At 68.5% G+C, this 19,591-nt stretch carries 18 protein-coding genes; 11 read left to right on the forward strand and 7 right to left on the reverse strand.

Annotation, left to right across the window (positions count from 1 at the left end):
- Positions 1-76: 76 nt before the first annotated feature.
- From ACFPPA_RS06460 to ACFPPA_RS06470, 3 genes are all read right to left on the reverse strand, one after another.
- The gene (locus tag ACFPPA_RS06460; RefSeq protein WP_377318412.1) at positions 77-1,684 is read right to left on the reverse strand and encodes a tryptophan halogenase family protein; all 1,608 of its coding nucleotides are present in this window, start codon (positions 1,682-1,684) and stop codon (positions 77-79) included.
- 267 nt (positions 1,685-1,951) lie between these two features.
- Positions 1,952-2,257 (reverse strand): cupin domain-containing protein, encoded by a 306-nt coding sequence (locus ACFPPA_RS06465; protein ID WP_377318414.1) that lies wholly within the window; start codon positions 2,255-2,257, stop codon positions 1,952-1,954.
- Positions 2,258-2,276: 19 nt separating this feature from the next.
- Positions 2,277-2,714, reverse strand: a complete 438-nt coding sequence (locus ACFPPA_RS06470) for a carboxymuconolactone decarboxylase family protein (protein ID WP_377318416.1) — start codon at positions 2,712-2,714, stop codon at positions 2,277-2,279.
- Positions 2,715-2,827: 113 nt separating this feature from the next.
- Here ACFPPA_RS06470 and pdxR point away from each other — a divergent pair, with 113 nt between their 5' ends.
- The 5 genes from pdxR (at position 2,828) to ACFPPA_RS06495 (ending at position 10,326) form a co-directional block, all read left to right on the forward strand.
- The gene (pdxR, locus tag ACFPPA_RS06475; RefSeq protein ID WP_377318418.1) at positions 2,828-4,318 is read left to right on the forward strand and encodes a MocR-like pyridoxine biosynthesis transcription factor PdxR; all 1,491 of its coding nucleotides are present in this window, start codon (positions 2,828-2,830) and stop codon (positions 4,316-4,318) included.
- A gap of 782 nt (positions 4,319-5,100) precedes the next feature.
- Positions 5,101-6,249, forward strand: a complete 1,149-nt coding sequence (locus tag ACFPPA_RS06480) for a ScyD/ScyE family protein (protein WP_377318420.1) — start codon at positions 5,101-5,103, stop codon at positions 6,247-6,249.
- Positions 6,250-6,458: 209 nt separating this feature from the next.
- Positions 6,459-8,306, forward strand: a complete 1,848-nt coding sequence (locus ACFPPA_RS06485) for a DegV family protein (protein WP_377318422.1) — start codon at positions 6,459-6,461, stop codon at positions 8,304-8,306.
- On the forward strand, positions 8,303-8,929 hold the full coding sequence (plsY, locus tag ACFPPA_RS06490; protein ID WP_377318424.1) for a glycerol-3-phosphate 1-O-acyltransferase PlsY: 627 nt from the start codon (positions 8,303-8,305) through the stop codon (positions 8,927-8,929). Before ACFPPA_RS06485 ends, plsY begins: the two co-directional genes overlap by 4 nt.
- Positions 8,930-8,997: 68 nt before the next feature.
- Complete coding sequence (locus ACFPPA_RS06495; protein WP_377318426.1) at positions 8,998-10,326, forward strand: amidohydrolase family protein; 1,329 nt, start codon at positions 8,998-9,000, stop codon at positions 10,324-10,326.
- 86 nt (positions 10,327-10,412) lie between these two features.
- On the opposite strand, the gene ACFPPA_RS06500 is transcribed toward ACFPPA_RS06495, so the two are convergent.
- A complete protein-coding gene (locus ACFPPA_RS06500) occupies positions 10,413-11,243 on the reverse strand; it encodes an oxidoreductase (RefSeq protein WP_377318428.1) in 831 nt (276 codons plus the stop codon).
- Positions 11,244-11,315: 72 nt separating this feature from the next.
- On the opposite strand from ACFPPA_RS06500, the gene ACFPPA_RS06505 reads away from it, so the two are divergent.
- From ACFPPA_RS06505 to ACFPPA_RS06520, 4 genes are all read left to right on the forward strand, one after another.
- Complete coding sequence (locus ACFPPA_RS06505) at positions 11,316-11,753, forward strand: MerR family transcriptional regulator (protein ID WP_377318430.1); 438 nt, start codon at positions 11,316-11,318, stop codon at positions 11,751-11,753.
- Between the two features lie 116 nt (positions 11,754-11,869).
- The gene (locus tag ACFPPA_RS06510; RefSeq protein WP_377318432.1) at positions 11,870-13,732 is read left to right on the forward strand and encodes a GGDEF domain-containing protein; all 1,863 of its coding nucleotides are present in this window, start codon (positions 11,870-11,872) and stop codon (positions 13,730-13,732) included.
- 136 nt (positions 13,733-13,868) lie between these two features.
- On the forward strand, positions 13,869-14,216 hold the full coding sequence (locus tag ACFPPA_RS06515; RefSeq protein ID WP_377318434.1) for a YciI family protein: 348 nt from the start codon (positions 13,869-13,871) through the stop codon (positions 14,214-14,216).
- A gap of 2 nt (positions 14,217-14,218) precedes the next feature.
- Complete coding sequence (locus ACFPPA_RS06520; RefSeq protein WP_377318436.1) at positions 14,219-15,469, forward strand: RNA polymerase sigma factor; 1,251 nt, start codon at positions 14,219-14,221, stop codon at positions 15,467-15,469.
- Positions 15,470-15,532: 63 nt separating this feature from the next.
- Here ACFPPA_RS06520 and ACFPPA_RS06525 read toward each other — a convergent pair whose 3' ends face one another.
- From ACFPPA_RS06525 to ACFPPA_RS06535, 3 genes are all read right to left on the reverse strand, one after another.
- Positions 15,533-15,703 carry a hypothetical protein gene (locus ACFPPA_RS06525; protein WP_377318438.1) on the reverse strand — a complete coding sequence of 57 codons (171 nt, stop codon included), beginning with the start codon at positions 15,701-15,703 and terminating at the stop codon, positions 15,533-15,535.
- A 145-nt stretch (positions 15,704-15,848) separates the two neighbouring features.
- Positions 15,849-16,559, reverse strand: coding sequence for a DUF899 family protein (locus ACFPPA_RS06530; protein WP_377318440.1), 711 nt, complete (start codon positions 16,557-16,559; stop codon positions 15,849-15,851).
- A 43-nt stretch (positions 16,560-16,602) separates the two neighbouring features.
- Positions 16,603-17,292 carry a glutathione S-transferase family protein gene (locus tag ACFPPA_RS06535; protein WP_377318442.1) on the reverse strand — a complete coding sequence of 230 codons (690 nt, stop codon included), beginning with the start codon at positions 17,290-17,292 and terminating at the stop codon, positions 16,603-16,605.
- A 270-nt stretch (positions 17,293-17,562) separates the two neighbouring features.
- Between ACFPPA_RS06535 and ACFPPA_RS06540 the strand changes: the two genes are divergently transcribed.
- Positions 17,563-18,735 carry an MFS transporter gene (locus tag ACFPPA_RS06540; RefSeq protein WP_377318444.1) on the forward strand — a complete coding sequence of 391 codons (1,173 nt, stop codon included), beginning with the start codon at positions 17,563-17,565 and terminating at the stop codon, positions 18,733-18,735.
- A 55-nt stretch (positions 18,736-18,790) separates the two neighbouring features.
- Positions 18,791-19,501, forward strand: coding sequence for a hypothetical protein (locus ACFPPA_RS06545; protein ID WP_377318446.1), 711 nt, complete (start codon positions 18,791-18,793; stop codon positions 19,499-19,501).
- Positions 19,502-19,591: the final 90 nt, after the last annotated feature.

Genomic DNA, 19,591 nt, shown 5'->3' on the forward strand with positions numbered 1-19,591 from the left:
AGGTCGGGATGAAACCGGTGGGGTCGAAGCGCGCTTTCCGAAAGCGGGCTCCGCCCCTGCCTTCCCGGTCGGCGCCTCACCACAGATACAGCTGCAGCGAACTCTCCTTCGGCTTCATGGGGATCCTCTGCAGCAGTTCGCGATGATCGGGGAAGTTCATCGCGCTGCGCCCGATCAGGTTGTCGATCGCGGCGAGGTCGTGCGGCGGGTCGATTGCGGACGGGCGCATTTCCCCGGGGTCGGGGAACAGCCCCATGCCGGCGAGCAGGCTGTACCAGGACATCACCGGATAGCCACGACCGAAGCTGCCCTGCCTGATCCCGCCGATGATCGGCCGGCTCGCCAGCCAGGTCTTCAGCAGCCGTTGCAGCGGTTCCGACAGGTTCGTGTTGGCGGCGTTGGCGCGCCAGTAGTCGGTGTCGCTGCGCGTGTTGGTCTTGTAATGGGTGACGATGTAATCGCGGGTGCCTTCGAATTGTCCGTTGACCGCCTCGTTGAAGCTGGCCTGCACGGTTTCGCCAAGGTCGCCTTTCTCGAGTGCCTCGACCAGCAGCGCCGCGGTTTTCTGCACGAACAGCAGGGCGGTGGCTTCCAGTGGCTCGATGAATCCCTGCGACAGGCCGATCGCGACGCAGTTGCGGTTCCAGTGCCGGGTGACCCGGCCCACGCGCATCTTGAGGTGGCGCGCGGGGATGTCGGCGTCGAGCAGGCCCAGGTGGCTGCGCAGTTCGGTCTCCGCCTCGTCCGGCGAGCAGAACGCGGTGCTGTAGACGTAGCCGTTGCCGTGGCGGTTGGTCAGCGGAATCTTCCACGCCCAGCCATGGCGCAGCGCGGTCGAGATGGTCTGCGACATGATCGGCCCGTCGTGGGGCGTGGGCAGCGCGATCGCCGCGTCGTTGAACAGGTTCTCGGCATAGGGGACGAACGGGGTCTTCAGCGCCTTGCCGATCAGCAGCGAGGCGAAGCCGGTGCAGTCGACGAAGAAGTCGGCCGCCAGTGTCTCGTCGCCCTCCAGTTGCAGCGACGCGATGTCGCCGCGCTGGTCCAGCGTCACCGTGTTCACGTGGCGCGCTACGTGGTGCACGCCACGCTCCAGCGCCTTGCGCTGCAGGAACGCGCCGAGCAGTACCGCGTCGAAGTGGTAGCCGTACCAGACGTCGAACGGAAAGCTGCGCCGCGGTTTCGGCGCCAGGCAGTCGCGCGCCAGCCTGGCGGCGATGAAATAGCGGTCGGGATGGGCATGCACGTCCTCGCGGTCCAGCCGACGATGCACATTGTCGACGAACTGGGTCATCGTCATGTTGTCGAGCATCGACGCGAACGCGTGGAAGTAGCTTTCGAAGCCGGGCCGGGTCGACCACTTGTCGAAGGTGATGCCGCTTTTGTAGGTGGCGTGGCAGGCGGGCATCCATTCCGACTCTTCGATGCCGAGTCCCTCGAAGAAGCCGCGCAGCCACGGCGTGGATCCCTCGCCGACGCCGACGATGCCGACCTGCGGCGATTCGATCACGGTGACCTGCAGGCGCGCCCCGTAAGCCGAATCGGCCAGCAGCATGGCGGTCATCCAGCCGGCCGTGCCGCCACCGACCACGACGATCTTCTTCACCGGCGGTTCGCCCTCGGTACGCGAACCGGCACGATGGGCGGTGACGGTCTGGTTGAACACGGTGGCGGTGTCTGGCATGCGAGGCGTACCGGTAGGCAGGACGGGGCAGGGCGCACGTTGCTGACGTCGACTCTGCCCGCTGCCTCCGCTTTCTTCAAGCTTGCCAGCTTGCCGGCGCCGTCACGCGGGGATCAACGTGACGGTGGGTCCTTCGCCTGGTTCTTGCCGGACGCCGGCAACGGCAGCTTGATCGGTGCGTGTTCGCCCACCAGCGCCCACACCAGCAGCTGCGCGGGCGCCGTGGCACTGGCGTTGCGCGAGACCAGGTGGTGCGCGTAAGGCGGCTCATACCAGCTCTGGCCCTTGGTGTAGGTGCGCGCTCTGACCTTCCAGCTGCGAGACCACGCTGCCTTCTAGCACGTAGGCGAACACCGGACCCGGATGTACGTGGGGCTGTGAAACCTGTCCGGGCGCGTAGCTCACGGTCACCATCACCACATGCCTGCCGCCGGTTTCGGCGATCGGCTGCACCATCAGCAGCTGGTGCGATTCCCCGCCGCCGCCTTCATGAGCGAGCAACGGGTGCCCCGGGGCGAGGGCCGTGGCCAGGAACAGCGCCGCCAGTGGCAGGCGCAGGGATCGGCTTTTCATGTCGGGTTTCTCCGCGGGCTCAGGCCGGGGTCTTGCGGAAGGCGATGGAGAAGCGGTTCCAGCCATTGATCGCCACCACCAGCAGGGTCAGGTCGGTGATTTCCTCGGGCGAGAAGTGCGGTTCCACCTGCGCCCACACGGCGTCGGGCACGTGGGTCTCGCTGACCAGGGTCAGCGATTCGGTCCAGGCCAGCGCGGCGCGCTCGCGATCGGTGAAGAACGGGGTTTCACGCCAGGCGCCGAGCGTGGCCAGGCGGCGCTCGTCCTCGCCGGCCTTGCGTGCATCGCTGGAATGCATGTCCATGCAGAACGCGCAGCCATTGATCTGCGACGCGCGCAGACGCACCAGTTCCACCAGCGATTTCTCCAGCGCGCTCTTGCCGATGCGCTGTTCCAGCCCGACCATCGCCTTGATGGCGTCCGGGCTTGCCTTGTAAAAGTCGAGACGGTTGTTCATGGTCATGCTCCTGAGGTTGGAGAGGGGGATTCACGGGTTGATGGCGAGCAAGGTTAGACTTGCCCGTGGTCTTCGGAAATAACCGTTTTTCCCCAATTCGAGGTGACCACTGTATGGACATCCAATTGGCTATCCGCGGTCGTCGCGACCTGATCGGCCAGGTCTATCGCCAACTGCGCGCGGGCATCGTCGATGGCCGCTTGCCGGCCGGCTCGCGACTGCCGTCGACACGCGACCTGGCGATCCAGCTGGGGGTCTCGCGCAAGACCACGCTGGAGGCGTTCGAGCGACTGCTGGCGGAGGGCTACCTGCGCGCCCGCCCGGGTGACGGCACCTTCGTCGCCGACGGCCTGCAGCAGGCGACGACCCGTGCCGTCGTGGCCCAGTCAGTCGCACCGCGGCCGGCAGCGGTGTGGCAGCGCGTGCCACCGGCGTTGTCGATGCCGCTGCCGGGCACCGAGCTGCCTCGCGATTATCTCGGCGGCGTCACCGACAAGCGCCTGTTCGCCTTCGACGCCTGGCGCCGCTGCATGGGGCATGCCCTGCGCACGCAGGCGCGCGGTCGCGGCATCTATCGCGATCCCGGCGGCGAGCAGGAGCTGCGCCTGGCGATTGCGCGCTACGTGGGCTTCAGTCGTGCGGTGGCCTGTCAGTGGCAGGACGTGATCGTTACCCAGGGGGCGCAGCAGGCGCTGGACATTATTGCCCGCGTGATGATCGAGCGCGGCGATACGGTGGCAGTGGAGGATCCCGGCTATCCGCCGGCTCGTTCCAGCCTGCTGGCCCTGGGCGCGCGGGTGGTGCCGGTTCCCGTCGACGGCGAGGGCTTGCGGGTCGACAAGTTGCCGGATGCGGCGAAGCTGGTCTACGTGACCCCTTCGCACCAGTTTCCGCTGGGTATGCCGATGAGCCTGGAGCGCCGCCTGGCCCTGCTGGAGTGGGCGTCCGCCCGGGGCGCGTTGATCGTCGAGGACGACTACGACGGCGAGTTCCGCTTCGAGGGTCGGCCGCTGGATTCGCTCAAGAGCCTGGACCGCGCCGGCGTGGTGGCCTATGTCGGCACGTTCTCCAAGACCATTTTTCCCGAGCTGCGGCTGGGCTACGTGGTGCCGCCGCCGTCGCTGGCCGAGGCCTGTCTCAAGGCTCGTCAGCTCAACGACTGGCATGGCTGCAGCCTGACCCAGGCGGCGCTCGCCCGGTTCATGCTGGATGGCGATTTCGCCCGCCACCTGCGGCGGGTGCAGAAGCACTATGCATTGCGTCGCGAGGCCTTGCTGACCCACTTGCGCGGCGAGTTGGCGCCTTGGCTCACGCCGATCGCGCCGGCCGCAGGCATTCATCTGGCCGCGCTGCTGCGCGAAGGTATCGCGGAGGAGGCGGTGATCGAGCGCGCTCGACAGGCCTCGCTCGGCCTCTATGGGATTGCCGGTTTCCATGTGCGCGCCCGCGCCCGCCACGGCCTGTTGTTCGGCTACGGTGCGATCCAGCTGGAAGCGATCCACCAGTCGATGGCGCAGCTGCACGCGTTGCTGCGCCAGCTGGCGCCCGCGGCACGGGCGACGCCCGCCCGCCGGCGTCAGCGCAGCGCGATGGAACCGGACTGATGCACGGACGCGCGGAGCGACCGGGTGGCGCTGCGCGGCGGCGATGCCGGGACGGCCATGAACGAGGGCCACCAGGAACTGGCACAAACCGCTGGCGCCAGTTACGTTTTGATTACGTGGCCTGGCGTACACCGTCGCTGGAAAAAAGCGATACCGCGCGGGGGCGAGCACCGATACCGGCGAGGGAGCAGGCGAGCAGCAGGTCGATACCCGGCTTGCGCCCGCAATGTTTCGCCGGAACCCCGATGTTCGCGTCGGCGCATGCAGGCCTGTGCCAGGGGCGGTCACGTCGGCAGCCGCGAGGCGGTTGTCGCCGATCGACAGGTATGGACCCCGATTCCGCGTCGCCGCGGCGGGCCTGTCGGGCAGCTACTGCGGGAGCATGCTGATCGGCACGCTCGATCGAGACGATCGCCGGGCCATCCGCCCGGTTCGGGGAGCTGTCTGCCGGCCATGCCATGCATGGCGGGAGCAAGAAGCCATGCCGGACGCAGATCGCAACAGGGGACATCGCGCGCATGCTGCGCGAGTCTTCCGGCACCGCCGATGCGCACCGGCCACCAGGCGTGGCCGTATTTTCCGATCACGTTTCCGACCGCGAACCGTGCGGGCTACCCACGCGTGTGCCCGGCGCCGCCCTGGATGGGCGGCAAGCAAGACCGCGAATGCATGTTTCACAGGGGGTCAACCCGATCGTTCATGGCCGGTCCCGAGGGGCTGGCCGGCCATGCCGAGGCGACGCGGCACCGCCTGATTCTGCCGCCATCAGCAGGAGAGATCCCATGACCCATCAAATGCGACTCGTGGCAGGCGCCCTGGCGTTTGCCATTTCCATGGCCTTTGCCCCGACCCCGGCCAGCGCGAAGGGACCGGCACCGATCAGCGCCGCAGACATCGCCAGTCTGGTCAGCGTGCACACGGCACAACCGGTGACGATGTCGATTTATGCCACTGGCCTGCTCAACCCGCGCGGATTGAAATTCGGGCCGGACGGCAACCTGTACGTGGCCGAGGGTGGTTCCGGTGGCAACGACTCCACCACACCGCTGCAGTGCACGCAGGTGCCGTCGGCCGGGCCATACACCGGCAGTCCGACCGGAGGCCGGATCTCCAGGATCGACCGCTTCCATGTGCGCACCACGGTTACCGACGGGTTTCCGTCCAGCCAGACCAACCCCGGGCTCGGCTCGCTGGTCAGCGGTGTGGCCGACGTGGCCTTCATCGGCAACAACCTTTACGCGATAACCGCCGGTTCGGGTTGCTCGCATGGCGTGATCGGCACCTACAACGAAGTGGCGCTGGTGTCACCGGACGGTTCGATACATCCGATCGCCAATCTCAGTGCGTACCAGATGAGTCACCCGGTGCAGAACCCCGAGCCGGAGGACTTCGAGCCCGATGGCACCTGGTACAGCATGATCGCGCTTCGCGGCGACCTGTATGCGGTGGAACCCAACCATGGCGAACTGGTGCGGATTCGCCTGAATGGAGCGGTGAGCCGGGTGGCTGACATTTCCGCCAGCCAGGGTCATATCGTGCCGACCGCGCTGGCGTACCACGGCAATTTCTATGTGGGCAATCTGCACACGTTCCCGATCGTCGACGGCTCGTCCAAGATCCTCAAGATCACCCCCAGCGGGCAGGTGCGGACCGTCGCCACCGGCCTGACCACGGTGCTGGGACTGGCCTTTGATCGCCACGACCGGATGTACGTGCTGCAAAACACCACCGGTTACCTGTTCCCGACACCGGGCGCGGGCAGCGTGGTCCGCATCGATCCATCGGGCCTGCAGCAGACCATCATTACCGGCCTGGTGCTTCCGACCGGCATGACTTTCGGACCCGACGGGGCGCTTTACATTTCCAACGTCGGCCTTGGATTTCCTCCGATCGGCCTGGGTCAGGTGCTGAGGTTCGACTTGGGCAACTGAGTGCGCGCGGCGGGGCAGAACGAGGAGTTGGGTCCTGGTGCCCAACTCCTTGGTTCTGCGCCCTGGGCCGGGGATGGCCGGCGGCATGTACGGCCCCGCACCCGCCAGCGCCCGCGCAGCCCGATGGAACCGCGTTGAGGCACGGACGCGTCGCCTGAACGAGCGGCCCCCTTACCAAGCCTGCCGCGCATCCGGCAGACTGGCCGCCTATGAACAATCTAGTCCATGAACGCACTGCGCGGCACATCCGCGGCCCCGGCCTGCGTCGTGCGTTGATCGGAGGCGCCCGCTGGGTCATCGCCGATCGCGAGACGCTCAATCGCATCAATGTGTTTCCGGTGGCCGACGGCGACACGGGCAGCAACCTGGCGTTCACCCTGGGCAGTGTGCTGAGCGGCACGCTGAGCCGTCGCGTGGCAGGGGTGGGGGAGTTGCTGCGCCGGGTCGGCGAGGACGCCATCGACGGTGGCCGCGGCAATTCCGGTGCGATCCTGGCGCAGTTCCTCACCGGCACCGCGGCAGGTATCGGCGACTGCGTGACGGTCGCACCCGGGCAGTTCGCACTGGCCGTGCGTGCCGGTGCGCAATCGGCGCGCGAGGCGGTTGCCGAGCCTCGCGAGGGCACCATCCTCAGCGTGATCTCGGCGTTTGCCGACGCGCTCGAGCCCGCCCTTGATGTGCACGACATCAAGGCCTGGTTCGTCGCCGCCCTGGTGGCGGCGCGCAAGGCGCTGGCTCACACGCCGCAGCAATTGCCGGTGCTGCTGAAGGCCGGCGTGGTGGATGCGGGCGCGCAGGGATTCGTGGATCTGCTGGAAGGCATCGGCGCGTACCTCGGCGGCGAGTCCGGCGCGCGGATGGCGCCACGCGGTGGCGAGGCCGAGCCGGCCATGGCGGATGGTCACGAGGAGCTGGCCGACGCCGACCCCACCCACCGCTGGTGCAGCGAGTGCCTGCTGCTGGGCAAGGATCTGGAGCTGTCCGCGCTGCGCGCCGCGGTGATGCAGCTGGGCGCGTCCTGCGTGGTGGTGGCCGGGTCGGCGACGCGGGTTCGCCTGCATGCCCATGTCGCGGGGCCGCAGGCATTGTTCGAGCTGGCGGCCCGGTTCGGGCGGGTCGAGTCGACCAAGGCCGACGACATGCATGCGCAGGCCCGCACCGCGGCGGACGGACGCAGCGTGGCGGTGATCACCGACAGCTCGGCCGACCTGCCGGCAGGCGTCGCCGAGGCGCTGAACATCCACGTGGTGCCGCTGCGGCTGAACTTCGGCGAGCAGGATTACCTGGACAAGATCGGACTGAGTCCGGCGCAGTTCTACGCCAAGCTGCGCGACGGGAACGTGCTGCCGCGCACCAGCCAGCCGCCGCCGGGTGATTTCCGCCGGCAGTTCGAGTTTCTGCTGTCGCATCATCCGGCGGTGGTTTATGTGGGCGTGGCGCGCGCGGTGTCCGGCACCATCCAGTCCGCCGAGACCGCGGCCCAGCGCGGCGCGCCGCAACGCACCTTCATCGTCGACAGCGCCAATGCGGCCGGCGGGCAGGCGCTGCTGGCGATCGCCGCCGCCGAGGCGGCCCGGTGTGGCGAGGACGCCGCCGGGATCGTGGCGCGGCTGGACGCGCTGCGCCCGCAGACGCTGACCTGGGCGATGACCCGCGATCTGACCATGGCGGTGCGCGGCGGTCGTCTGCCGGCGTGGAGCAGGTCGCTGGTGCTGGCGCTGGGGCTGACCCCGATCGCCCGGATCAAACCCAGTGGCAAGCTGAGCCTGAGCGCCGGCCTGTTCGGCCGCCACCGCCTGCCCGAGCGGTTCGCACGGCATGTGGCTCGGCGGGTGGATCGCCGCCGGCGCTGGCGGGTGATCGTGGGCCACTGCGACGCCGCGGCCGACGGCGAGCTGCTGCGGGACAGCCTGCGTACCCTGCTGGATTGCGAACAGGCGTGGCTGGTGGAAACCGGTCCGGCAATCGGCGCGCACGCGGGGCCGGGCACGCTGGTGGTGAGCCTGCAGCCGGTGGAGCGCCAGGCGGCGTCGCGGATCGGCAGTACAGACGCATGACCTTCGTGCTGATCGCGATCGCCTACCTGCTCGGTTCGCTGTCGGGCAGCCTGCTGCTGGGCAAGCTGCGCGGGGTGGACATCCGCACCCTGGGCAGCGGCAACGCCGGCGGCACCAACGCGCTGCGCACGCAGGGCATTCGCTTCGCGCTGGGCACGGTGGTGCTGGATATCGGCAAGGGCGCGCTGGCGGCGTGGCTGGCCTGGCGATGGTTGCCGGCGGCGGTGCAGCCGGCCGGTGTGTATGTCTGTGCGCTGGCCGCGGTGGTGGGTCACGTCTGGCCGGTCTTCCACGGCTTCCGCGGCGGCAAGGGTGCCGCCACCCTGGTCGGCACGCTGGTCGTGCTGTGGCCGGCGGCGTTACCGGTGGTGCTGGCGGTGTGGCTGCTCGGTCTCACCCTGAGCGGTTACGTGGGCCTGTCCACCGTGCTGGCCGGGATCAGCCTGCTGCTGCTGTCGCTGCTGAGCCATGCCGACCCTGCACGGCTGGCCTTCGCGGCCTGCGCCGCGTTGCTGCTGGTGTTCACTCACCGGGCCAACCTGGCGCGCCTGCGCGCAGGCAACGAATCCCGTTTCGAGCGCGCCCGCCTGCTTGGCCGCCTGTTCGGGCGACGGCAGGGCTGAGCCGGGACCGGGTCAGCCTTGCGAGCGTCGCGCCCGAGCCTTCTGTGGCACACCAAGGGGAACGAGACATGGCAGACATTTTCCTCGGACGGACGCTGTTGCTGGTGTTGTGCGTGCTGTCCGCACCGGCCTTTTCCGCGCAGCCGCCGTTGCTGCTGACCCACGTCACGCTGATCGACGGCAGCGGCTCACCGGCACAGGCGGACATGAGCATCGCGATAAGCGATGGGCGCATCGCGGCGGTCTACCCCGACGGCAGCCGGGCGCCACCGAAATCCGCACACGTGGAAGACCTGAGCGGGCGCTATGTCATTCCCGGGCTGATCGACGCACATGTGCATCTCACCGGCGCCGAAGCGGACATCGCCCATTACCGGCCGCACCTGCGCGCGATGCTGCTGGGCGGGGTCACCGCGCTGCGCGACATGGCGGGCGATGATCGGCTGATTGCCTATCTCGCCCGCCAGGCCAATGCGGATGAATGGGCGTCGCCGGACATCTTCTACGTGGCGTTGATGGCCGGGCCGAGCTTCTTTGCCGAGGACGTTCGTGCGCAGCAGGCCTCCGCCGGGGAGCCGCTCGGCGTCGCACCCTGGATGCAGGCGGTCACTTCGGCCACCGATGTGCCGCTTGCCGTCGCCGAGGCCAAAGGCACCGGCGCGACCGGCATCAAGCTCTACGCGAACCTGCCCGCCAGCCTGGTGAAGAAGATCGCCGCCGAGGCGCACCGGCAGGGTCTGCAGGTGTGGACACACGCCACGATCTTTCCCGCCTCGCCCGATGACGCAGTGACCGCCGGGGTCGATACCATTTCGCACAGTCCGTACCTGATCTGGGCCGCGGCGCCGCGGGTGCCGGACGACTATCGCGTGCGTGCCCACGGCGATTTCGCGCATATCCGGCCGGACGCGCCGGCGATCCTCGCACTGTTCAAGGCGATGAAGCAGCACGGCACCATCCTCGACGCCACGTTGCGCGCGTTCGCGCAGGAGGCGCGGCGCGATCCGCACGGCGTGGGCGCCGGCATCATGCCGTGGAGCTACGCGGTGACCCGGCTGGCGCACCAGCAGGGCGTGTCGATCGACGTCGGCACGGACAGTGCGGGACTGGTCGCCGGGACGCATGGCGTGGACCTGCGCGCGTTGCCGCCGGTGCACGCGGAAATGGCCCTGCTGGTCGAGCACTGCGGCTTCACCCCGATCGAGGCAATCCAGGCCGCTACCCAGATCAGCGCCGCGGCATTGGGGCAGGGCGCGCAACGCGGCACCATCAGCGTCGGCAAGCGCGCCGACCTGGTCGTGCTGACGGCCGACCCGACGCGGGACATCCACAACACCGGAAAAATCGCCTACGTGATCAAGCAGGGGCGCATCTACTCGGCGAAGCGCCGGGACTGAGGCCGGCCGTCGTTCTGCGGCGCAGGCGGAAGCTCGCACCACCCGCGTGCCGTGTTGCCCGCGGCGACGTCCGCACGCGAGCTGTCTCAGGCCAGTCCCTTTTCCGCCATCCGCATCACTGCGTCGAACGCGCGGTCGCTGAGCAGGCGCCGCAGGAACAGGATGGTGCGGGCGCCGCCGCCGGTGGCGTAGCGGGTGCGCGGGCGCCGTGCCCGCAGGGCGCGGGCGATCGTGCGGGCGACCACCTCGGGCGGCGAGACCAGGCTCGAGCTGTCGCTGCCGGCCAGCATGCGTGCGTGCGCGGTGGCCTGCCCGGCATAGGCGGTGTGACCGGAATGCTGCAGCAGGCTCTGCTGCGCGATACTGCTCCACTCGGTGCGGATCGCACCGGGCTCGACCACCACCACGTGGATGCCGAACGGCGCCAGCTCCATCCGCAGGCAGTCGCTGAGCCCTTCGACGGCGAACTTGGTGGCGTGGTACCAGCTGCCCATCGGTTCGTGCATCTTGCCGCCGATCGAGGTGATGTTGACGATCGTGCCGGCGCCCTGCGCCCGCATCAGCGGCGTGCCCAGCTGGATCAGCCGGGCCAGGCCGAACAGGTTGACCTCGAACTGGCGCCGCCCCTCCGCCAGCGGCACGTCCTCCAGCGCGCCGTACGAACCGTAGCCGGCGTTGTTGACCAGGACGTCCAGCCGTCCCTCCGCCTGGCGGATGGCATCGACCGCGGCGACGATCGATGCGTCGTCGGTCAGGTCCAGCGCCAGCAGCCGGGCGCCCGCCGCAGCGAGCGGCTGCATCCGCTCGAGCCGCCGTGCGGCGGCGTAGACCCTGTAGCCGTCCATCAGCAGCTGCCGTGCCGTCGCCTCGCCGATGCCGGAGGACGCACCGGTGATCAGTGCAATTTTCGTGGTCATGATGGATACCTTCGGGATTCGGTCGACCGCAGTCTAAACTAGGGTCTTAGGCCCACAGTCAAGAGGTTCGTGATGTTGATTGCCGAGTTCTGCCGCCAGGCCGGGCTGACCCGCGACGCGGTGCGCCTGTATGTGAAGCTGGGCCTGATCACGCCCGCTGTGGGTGCCCATGGCAGCAACCGCTACCAGCGGTTCGCCGCGGCCGATGTCGAACGCGCGGCGCTCATCCGCACGGCCCAGCAGCTGGGTTTCACCCTGAAACAGATCGTTTCGCTCAACCGCGAGTACGAAGCGGGCGCGATGGACACCGGGCGCAAGCTCGCCGTGATGCGCAACCAGCTCGAGGCGGTCGAGGTGCAGGCCGGGCGCATCCGCGCGATGCGGAAATACCTGCGCGCGAAGATCGCCTGGCTGGAAGGCGGCGAGCGGGGCGCCGAACCGGCGTTCTGCGGCCTGCGGAACACGGACCTCGCCGGACCACCGGTGCGGGCGGTCGAGCGGCGTGCCTGAGCGGGCCGGCCACGCCCGGGTCGGCGTCGTCGTCGGGCGGCGGCGTTGACACTCTGGCTGGCGCTTCGCGTTACTCTCCCGCTTCTGTGCATTCCGTGGATCGGGGGACGGAAGCCATGGGCGCGCGAAAGTATCTGGGACTGATCCTGTTGCTGTGGCCGGCGTTGATGCCCGCCGCGCCGCCGGGTCGTGGCCGCTCGCCGGAGGCCCTGCTGGCGCAGGTGCTGACCGGGGAGGACCGCAACCCGGAGGCGACACGCCGCGCGCTGGTCGCGTTGATGCCGCAGTTGTCGCCGGGCGCGACCCGGCGCGATGCGCTGGCCCATCTGTGCGTACTCACCGCCGATGCCGAAGCCAGGGCAGGACTGGCGATGGCGCAGCAGGGCCTGGCCGAAGCACGCCAGACGGGCGATCGCCGGGCCGAGTCGAAGTTCCTGCAATGCCGGGGCTATGCCGGGGAATCACTGGGTGAGATGACGGCGGCGGCCCGGGACTACGCTGCCGCGGTGTCTGCCGGCGAGGCATCGGGCGATCGGGCCGCACTGGCACAAGCGCTGGCGGCGCGTGGCGAGCTGCGCCAGACCAGCGGTGAATATGCCGGAGCGATCAACGATCTCAAGCGCGCCTACGACCTGTACCTGGCATTGGGACAGCCGTACAAGCAGAACAACGTGCTCAACGCGATGGCCAATCTTTACTCCGACCCCAGCGTGGGCGAGTACGACAAGGCCATCGCCTACTACCGGCAGTTGCTGGCCGGGTACGAGAAGGGCGGCAATCGCGCCGATGTCGCCACCATCGACTTCAACATCGGCTCCAGCCTGGAGCTGAAAGGCGACCTGGATGCGGCGATGCCCTACTACCGGCGGGCCCTGGAGATCGATCAGGCACGCGGCGATGCCGGCTCGGTCGCCACCGAGCAGCAGGGTATCGGCGTGCTGCTGGGCAAGCAGGGCCAGCCGCAGCTGGGCCTGACCTGGGTCGAGAAGGCGCTGGCGTATTTCCAGGCACAGGCCGACCCGGACGGCATCGCGCGCTTGCGGCTGGCCCGCGGCGAACTGCTGCGCCGGGCCGGCAGGCTGGATTCGGCGCTGGTCGATCTGGACGCTGCCCGTGTCTACTTTCAGCAGCAGGGCAACTTGCGTTTCCTGGTGCGCATCGACGAAGCACGCGCGCTTGCCCTGGCAGGCCTGTCACGCTGGCAGCAAGCCTACGAGGCGCTGGGCCGGCAGTTCAAGGCGCAGAGCGCGCTGGATCACGAGCTGGCCAGCAAGCGCACGACCAGCCTGCGCGTGCAGTTCGATGCCGAGCGTACCGAGCAGCAGAATCGCGAGTTGCAGGAGGAGAACCTGCACCGCGGCGAGGCCCTTCGCGCCGCCGGACGGGAGTACCGGTTGCAGGCCCAGGTCATCACCCTGGGTGCGCTGCTGCTGGCCGTACTGGGCATGCTGGCGATGCGCCAGCTGGGAAAGTTGCGACGCCTGCACCTGCAGGCCATGACCGACGAACTTACCGGCCTGCCGAATCGCCGCAGCATCCTGGCTTTCCTCGACGAACGTATCCGCGTCGCCCGTCGCCGTGGCGAAGCGTTGAGCGTGGTCGCGCTGGACATCGATCGCTTCAAGCGCATCAACGATTTGCACGGCCACGATGGCGGCGACCGCGCACTGGCCGCGGTCGCCCGGCTCGCCGGCAGTGCGCTGAGGGACAGCGACCGGGTGGGCCGCATCGGCGGCGAGGAGTTCCTGCTGGTGCTGCCGGGCGCCGGCGCGGAGACTGCCGCCGAGATCGCCGAGCGCACCCGCTCGGCGATCGCCGCCGCCAGTTTCGACGAGATATCCCCGTGCCTGCGCACCAGCGTCAGCCTGGGCGTCAGCAGTTGGGCCGGCGGCAAGGACAGTGTCGAAGCCCTGGTCAAGCGCGCCGACGAGGCGCTCTATCGCGCCAAGCAGGGCGGGCGCGATCGGGTGGCCTGCTGAGGTCGTTGCCGGGAGTGGCATCGGATTCCCGTGATCCCCCAGCGACACTTGCCACACCTGTCCAAAGTACGGACGCTCGCACGTCATGGGAATGGCGGTGCATCGTGCCTGCCCATCACCCGAACGGAGAATCCCCATGGAATACCTTCTGTTGCTGTATGCAGATGAGAGCGGCTGGTCCCGGATGTCGCCGGCGGAACAGGAACAGGGCGCCGCGGCTTATGCTGCCTATACGCAGGCGCTGAAGACGGCAGGCGTACTGGCCGGGTCGAACCGCCTGCGGGATACCGCGACGGCAACCACCGTGCACGTGGAGAACGGCAAGTCGCAGGTGCTGGATGGCCCCTACGTGGATTCCAGGGAGCAGTTGGGCGGCTACTACCTGATCGACGTGCCCGACCTGGACGCGGCGCTTGCATGGGCCGCGCGCTGCCCCGGTGCGAGCCACGGCACGATCGAGGTGCGGCCGGTCTGGAGCATGTAGCGTTGGATCGCACGGTACAGGCGCGCGGCATGGCAGACGCGGTGGCGCGTCGCAGCTATGGCAAGCTCGTCGCCTTCCTGGCCGCCGCCACGCGCGATGTGGCCGCGGCCGAGGATGCACTGTCCGAGGCGTTCGCTGCGGCCCTGGCGGACTGGCCACTCAACGGCTGTCCCGCCAACCCGGAAGCGTGGTTGCTGACCGTTGCCCGGCGCAAGGGCATCGATGGCCTCCGCCGTCACCGCGGCGGCGAAGCAGCAGTCGCGCAGTTGCAGATACTGGCGGGAGACCGGCACGCCGTGTCGGCCGACTTCGACGACACGGCCATTCCCGACCGGCGTCTGGCGCTGCTGTTCGCCTGCGCGCATCCTGCCATCGATGCGGGGATCCGCGCACCGCTGATGTTGCAGGTGGTGCTCGGGTTGGACGCGAAGACAATCGCCTCGGCCTTTCTCGCCTCGCCAGGCGCCATGGGCAAGCGGTTGGGGCGGGCGAAACGGAAGATCCGCCAGGCCGGCATCCCGTTCGCCATTCCCTCACGCGACGAATTGACCGGGCGGCTGGAAGGCGTGCTGGAGGCTATCTACGCGGCGTTTTCGGAGGGGTGGAGCGATCCCGGGGGTACCGATGTGATTCGTCGCGATCTCACCACCGAGGCGCTGTTTCTTGCCCGACTGGTCGCCGACCTGCTGCCGCAGGAACCGGAGGCGATGGGCCTGCTCGCCGGCATGCTGTACGCGGAGGCGCGCCGCCTGGCGCGGCGCACCGCCGGCGGTGACTATGTGCCGCTGGCTGCGCAGGATGTCTCGCTGTGGGATACGGCGATGATCGCCGAAGCCGAGGCGTTGCTGTTGCGCGCCAGCACGCTGGGTCGCCTTGGTCGTTACCAGCTCGAGGCTGCACTGCAGTCGGCCCATGTCGAGCGCCGGCGCAGCGGGCGCACCGACTGGACGGCGGAAGTGCAGCTGTACGACGCGCTGCTCGCGCTCACCGGCTCGCCAGTCGTTGCACTCAACCGCGCGCTGGCGATCGCCGAGGTGAGCGGGCCGCAGGTGGCGATGGGGATCATCGATGCGCTGACCGTCGACGGACGGCTGCTCGATTACCAACCGTACTGGGCTGCCCGCGCCGCGCTGCTGACCCGCCTTCGCGCCTACGCCGACGCCCGTCACGCCTATGACAATGCGATCGGGCTGGAACGGGATCCCGCCGTGCGTCGTTTCCTGCAGGCACGTCAGGCTGCGTTGCGCAGCTGATCCACACCGCTCCCGTCGCCACTTCGGTGGGTTGCCTCGCTCGCGCCCGGGCAACAGCGATCGCTAGAATCCCTTGGTTCCGGGCTGCCCACCGGGTGGGGTATCCGACCCGGCGGCCGGGGCCGGTTTGGCGGCATCGCGGGCCTCGCGCTTGCGCGCATCCTTCTCTTCCTGCTGCTTTTTCTTCGCGATTTCGCGCTGGCGTTTTTCGAATGAATAGTTGGGCTTGGCCAAGGATATTTCTCCATCGGGATGCGCCAGTGTAGTACCCCGCCCCGATCGGGGCATCGAAATGCCGATTCGGCGCGGATTTGCGCGGTTCGCCCCGACCGTGCCCGGCCTGGCGGACCAGGCCTTGCCGAGCGACGGGAGGCCGGCCTCAGCCGGGGTAGTCGAGTTTCGGATACCAGTCGGTGCCGCGTCCTTCGGGCGTGCAGTCGAGGATCGTCCACAGCGGCATCAGGTCCGGCGCACCGCGCGGGTCCTGTCCGGGATCGGCGGTTTCCATGCCCATCTCGCCGCTCCAGAAGTGGCGGATCGTGCCGTCGCGGCGGGTGAACACCGCGAAGGCCGCGTCGTCGCCACCATTCCTGCCGATGCCGAAGTAATCGCGGCTGTAGCTGCCGTCGATATCCGAGTACAGCTGCAGGTCGCGCCAGCCACGCTGATGCTTGAACGCAACGAGGCGCTCGATCGGCGAGCGCGCGATCACCGCCAGTGCCACGCGCTGCCCGACGTCGCGGGCCTCGCCGTCCCACGCGCTCAGCAGCGAGGTACACATCGGGCATGGCCGTTCGCGCTGCGGACCGAACATGTAGCTGTAGACGACCAGGGTCTGCTTGTCGCCGAACAGGCCGGCGAAGTCGACCAGGCCCTGTTCGCCCTGGAAGCGATAGTTGCCGTTCACCGCGCCACCGGGCGGCAAACGACGGCGCTGTTCGGCGACGCGTTCGATATGACGGCGCAATTCGATTTCCTCGGCCAGCAGGGCATCGCGTGCGCGGCGGTATTCGTCGCTTTCGTCGGGAAAGCGCATGGTGTTGCGTTTCACCAGTTCGGCGGCCGGAACGAGCGGGGTGGCATGACTCATGGGGAGACTCCGGTGGGTTTGGGACAAGGCGCGGCATCCGGCATCAATCGCGCTCGGGCGCGCCGAGCGGAAACAGCGGGCGGTACGGGCGCGCCTCGTCGACGGCGCGGGCGAACGACGGCCGCGCCAGCAGCCGCTGCCGATAGGCGATCACCTGCGCGAACGAGGCATCGATGCGATGGGTCCAGTCGGCGTAGAACAGGAACGGCGCGGCGCCGCAGTCGGCGAGGCTGAAGCGGTCACCGGCCGCCCATTCGCGCCCGGCCATGTGCCGGTCGAGCCAGCCGTAGGCGGTATCCAGCATGGCGCGTGCGTCGGCCACGCCGCGAGGGTCGCGTTCCGGTTCCGGGCGCAGGCTGTCGAACACGATCTTCTGCTGCGGCGTCGAGATGTAGTTGTCGAAGAAGCGATCCATCATGCGCACGTCCAGCGCGGCAAGGGCGTCGCGCGGCAGCAGTGGCACCGGACCGGGGTGATGCAGGTCGAGGTGCTCGATGATGATGCTCGACTCGGTCACGGTGCGGCCGGCGTCGACCAGTACCGGCATGCGCTTCAATGGCCACAGCGCCGACCAGGCCTGCAGTGCCGGCGGGTCGTCCCCCGACAGCAGGCGCCAGTCGAAGGGCGTGTCGTTTTCGTACAGCGCGATCAGTACCTTCTGGCAGTACGACGAGAACGGGTGGGCGTACAGGACGAGATCCGGCGCGGGCGCGGCATGTGGCTTCGATGGCATGGTGGTTTCCGGGAACAGGGCGGTCCGGCCAGGCGGCCGGATCGGTGGCTTCTCCCTCACGACGAACGGGGCAGGACGGAATCGACAGGAAAAGTGACCTGTCCGGTCGTGGCGTGATGAAACCCTGCGCGCGGGTTGCCCATCCCGCTTGAAATCGCGGCACACTGGCTCGGGACAGGTCGCCACCCGGGGGAGTCTTCCACGCTCATGCGCCCATCACCGATCAGGCATCCGCCGTCATCCGTTCCGGAAAGGGGCCGCTTTCATGCCTTGCCGAAAGGCATCTGGGTACTCGGCTTCGGCTCGCTGCTGATGGACACTTCCTCCGAGCTGGTGCACAGCCTGCTGCCGATCTTCATGGCCACGGTGCTGGGGGCGTCGATGGCCACGATCGGGGTGATCGAGGGGGTGGCCGAGGCCACGGCATCGATCACCAGGGTATTTTCCGGCGGCCTCAGCGACTACCTGCGCAAGCGCAAGCCACTGGTCGTTCTCGGCTACGGACTGAGTGCCGTCACCAAGCTGGTGTTTCCGCTGGCGTCCACCTTGTGGTGGGTCTTTTCGGCGCGCTTCGTCGACCGCGTCGGCAAGGGCATCCGCGGTGCTCCCCGTGACGCCCTGATCGCGGACATCGTGCAGCCCGCGCAGCGCGGCAAGGCGTATGGCCTGCGCCAGGCGCTGGATTCGATCGGCGCCTTGCTGGGGCCGCTGCTGGCGGTGGCCTGCATGGCGTGGCTGGCGAACAACATCAGGGCGGTGCTGTGGGTGGCCGCGGTGCCGGGGTTTCTCGCGGTGCTGTTGTTGCTGGTGGCCGTGCGCGAGCCGGAGACGCCGGGGCGGCCGGTCGACACGCCCCGGCGGGTGGTGCTTGCGGCGCTGAGGCAGCTTCACGTTCGCTACTGGTATGTGGTCGCCCTGGGTGCGATTTTCACCCTGGCCCGGTTCAGCGAGGCGTTCCTGATTCTTCGCGGACGGGATGTCGGCATGGGGCTCGGTTCCACCCCGCTGATCATGGTGGCGATGAATGTCGTCTACGCCGCGCTGGCGTATCCGGCGGGTGTCGCTGCCGACCGGCTGTCCGCGCGAACGCTGCTGATCCTGGGCCTGGTCGTGCTGCTCATCGCCGACATCGTGCTGGCGCTGGCGGACTCGCCGCCCCTGGCCCTCGGTGGCGCCGTGCTGTGGGGTGCGCACATGGCGCTGACCCAGGGACTGCTGTCGAAGCTGGTCGCCGATACCGCACCCGGCCCGCTTCGTGGCACGGCTTTCGGCATCTTCAATCTGGTCAGCGGCGTTTCGCTGCTGCTGGCCAGCGTGGTCGCGGGGGCGTTGTGGGAAAAGTTCGGTGCCCCGGCGACCTTCGTGGCCGGGGCCGCGTTTGCCGCGCTGGCGGCACTTGGCCTGCTGTTCTATCGCCCGAAGACATTTCCACCGCCCTCCTGATCCTGCGAATGATTATCAGGGGCTGCCACGGTTGCCCCCCGCGTGGTGGCTCGGCATGGCCGGCAGGCAAGTTCTTGCGTTTCGATACCGTTTTGTTGATCTCGGTCAACAGACATCCGTGCCGGTGAATCGAATATCCGGGTGTTGCCACACTCCCGGCGACATCCCCCCCGCAACTGAAAGCGAGGCTACTCCCATGCGAATCAGATACGTTTTCGTTTCCGCTATCTCTGCTTGCCTGCTCGCCACCTTGCCGGCACTGGCCTACCAAAGCGGCGGCGGCCAGCGCGGCGGTCAATCCGCACCTGCCAGCCAGCCTGCTCGCGGCGTGATGCAGCGAGACCAGTTGCGCACGCAGGACCGAACCACGCTGAAGGATCGCGATCAGATCTATGGTTCCCAGCTGATGACTCAGGCCGAGCGCAGGGCGTACCGCAAGCAGATGCGCAGCCTGAAGACTGCCCAGGAGCGTGAGGCGCTGCGCAAGCAGCATCATGAGCAGATGCAGAAGCGTGCTGCCGAACGTGGCATGACGCTGCCCGACATGCCACCCAGGCAGGGCGGAGGCATGGGTCCTGGTGCCGGCATGGGCCCCGGCGCGGGCATGGGTCCGGGTGCAGGCATGGGCCCGGGCGCCGGCATGCGGCAACGGACGCAACAGCAGACCGAGCAGCAACAGCAAAACCAGGGCAAGGAGCAGCAGATCCAGCAGAAGCAAAGCACCGAGCAACAGACCCAGCAGCAGAAGGACGACGGCAACAACTGAAGGCAACGGCGTCGGCACGGTGTCAGCCTGATGCTGCGCCGTGCCGGCGTGGCCTCGCCCTGGCCTCGACAGGCGTGGCCGATGGCCATG

The organism is Rhodanobacter ginsengisoli, assembly GCF_042657065.1.
GTDB lineage: Bacteria > Pseudomonadota > Gammaproteobacteria > Xanthomonadales > Rhodanobacteraceae > Rhodanobacter > Rhodanobacter ginsengisoli.

Bases quoted from the DNA above. Each gene is read 5' to 3' on its own strand.
- ACFPPA_RS06545 (WP_377318446.1), top strand. From the start codon at position 18,791: ATGGCCGGCAGGCAAGTTCTTGCGTTTCGATACCGTTTTGTTGATCTC.
- ACFPPA_RS06515 (WP_377318434.1), top strand. From the start codon at position 13,869: ATGGAATACCTTCTGTTGCTGTATGCAGATGAGAGCGGCTGGTCCCGG.
- ACFPPA_RS06480 (WP_377318420.1), top strand. From the start codon at position 5,101: ATGACCCATCAAATGCGACTCGTGGCAGGCGCCCTGGCGTTTGCCATT.
- ACFPPA_RS06530 (WP_377318440.1), bottom strand. From the start codon at position 16,559: ATGAGTCATGCCACCCCGCTCGTTCCGGCCGCCGAACTGGTGAAACGC.
- ACFPPA_RS06500 (WP_377318428.1), bottom strand. From the start codon at position 11,243: ATGACCACGAAAATTGCACTGATCACCGGTGCGTCCTCCGGCATCGGC.
- ACFPPA_RS06510 (WP_377318432.1), top strand. From the start codon at position 11,870: ATGGGCGCGCGAAAGTATCTGGGACTGATCCTGTTGCTGTGGCCGGCG.
- ACFPPA_RS06505 (WP_377318430.1), top strand. From the start codon at position 11,316: ATGTTGATTGCCGAGTTCTGCCGCCAGGCCGGGCTGACCCGCGACGCG.
- plsY (WP_377318424.1), top strand. From the start codon at position 8,303: ATGACCTTCGTGCTGATCGCGATCGCCTACCTGCTCGGTTCGCTGTCG.
- ACFPPA_RS06465 (WP_377318414.1), bottom strand. From the start codon at position 2,257: ATGAAAAGCCGATCCCTGCGCCTGCCACTGGCGGCGCTGTTCCTGGCC.
- ACFPPA_RS06470 (WP_377318416.1), bottom strand. From the start codon at position 2,714: ATGAACAACCGTCTCGACTTTTACAAGGCAAGCCCGGACGCCATCAAG.
- ACFPPA_RS06485 (WP_377318422.1), top strand. From the start codon at position 6,459: ATGAACAATCTAGTCCATGAACGCACTGCGCGGCACATCCGCGGCCCC.
- ACFPPA_RS06535 (WP_377318442.1), bottom strand. From the start codon at position 17,292: ATGCCATCGAAGCCACATGCCGCGCCCGCGCCGGATCTCGTCCTGTAC.
- pdxR (WP_377318418.1), top strand. From the start codon at position 2,828: ATGGACATCCAATTGGCTATCCGCGGTCGTCGCGACCTGATCGGCCAG.
- ACFPPA_RS06460 (WP_377318412.1), bottom strand. From the start codon at position 1,684: ATGCCAGACACCGCCACCGTGTTCAACCAGACCGTCACCGCCCATCGT.
- ACFPPA_RS06495 (WP_377318426.1), top strand. From the start codon at position 8,998: ATGGCAGACATTTTCCTCGGACGGACGCTGTTGCTGGTGTTGTGCGTG.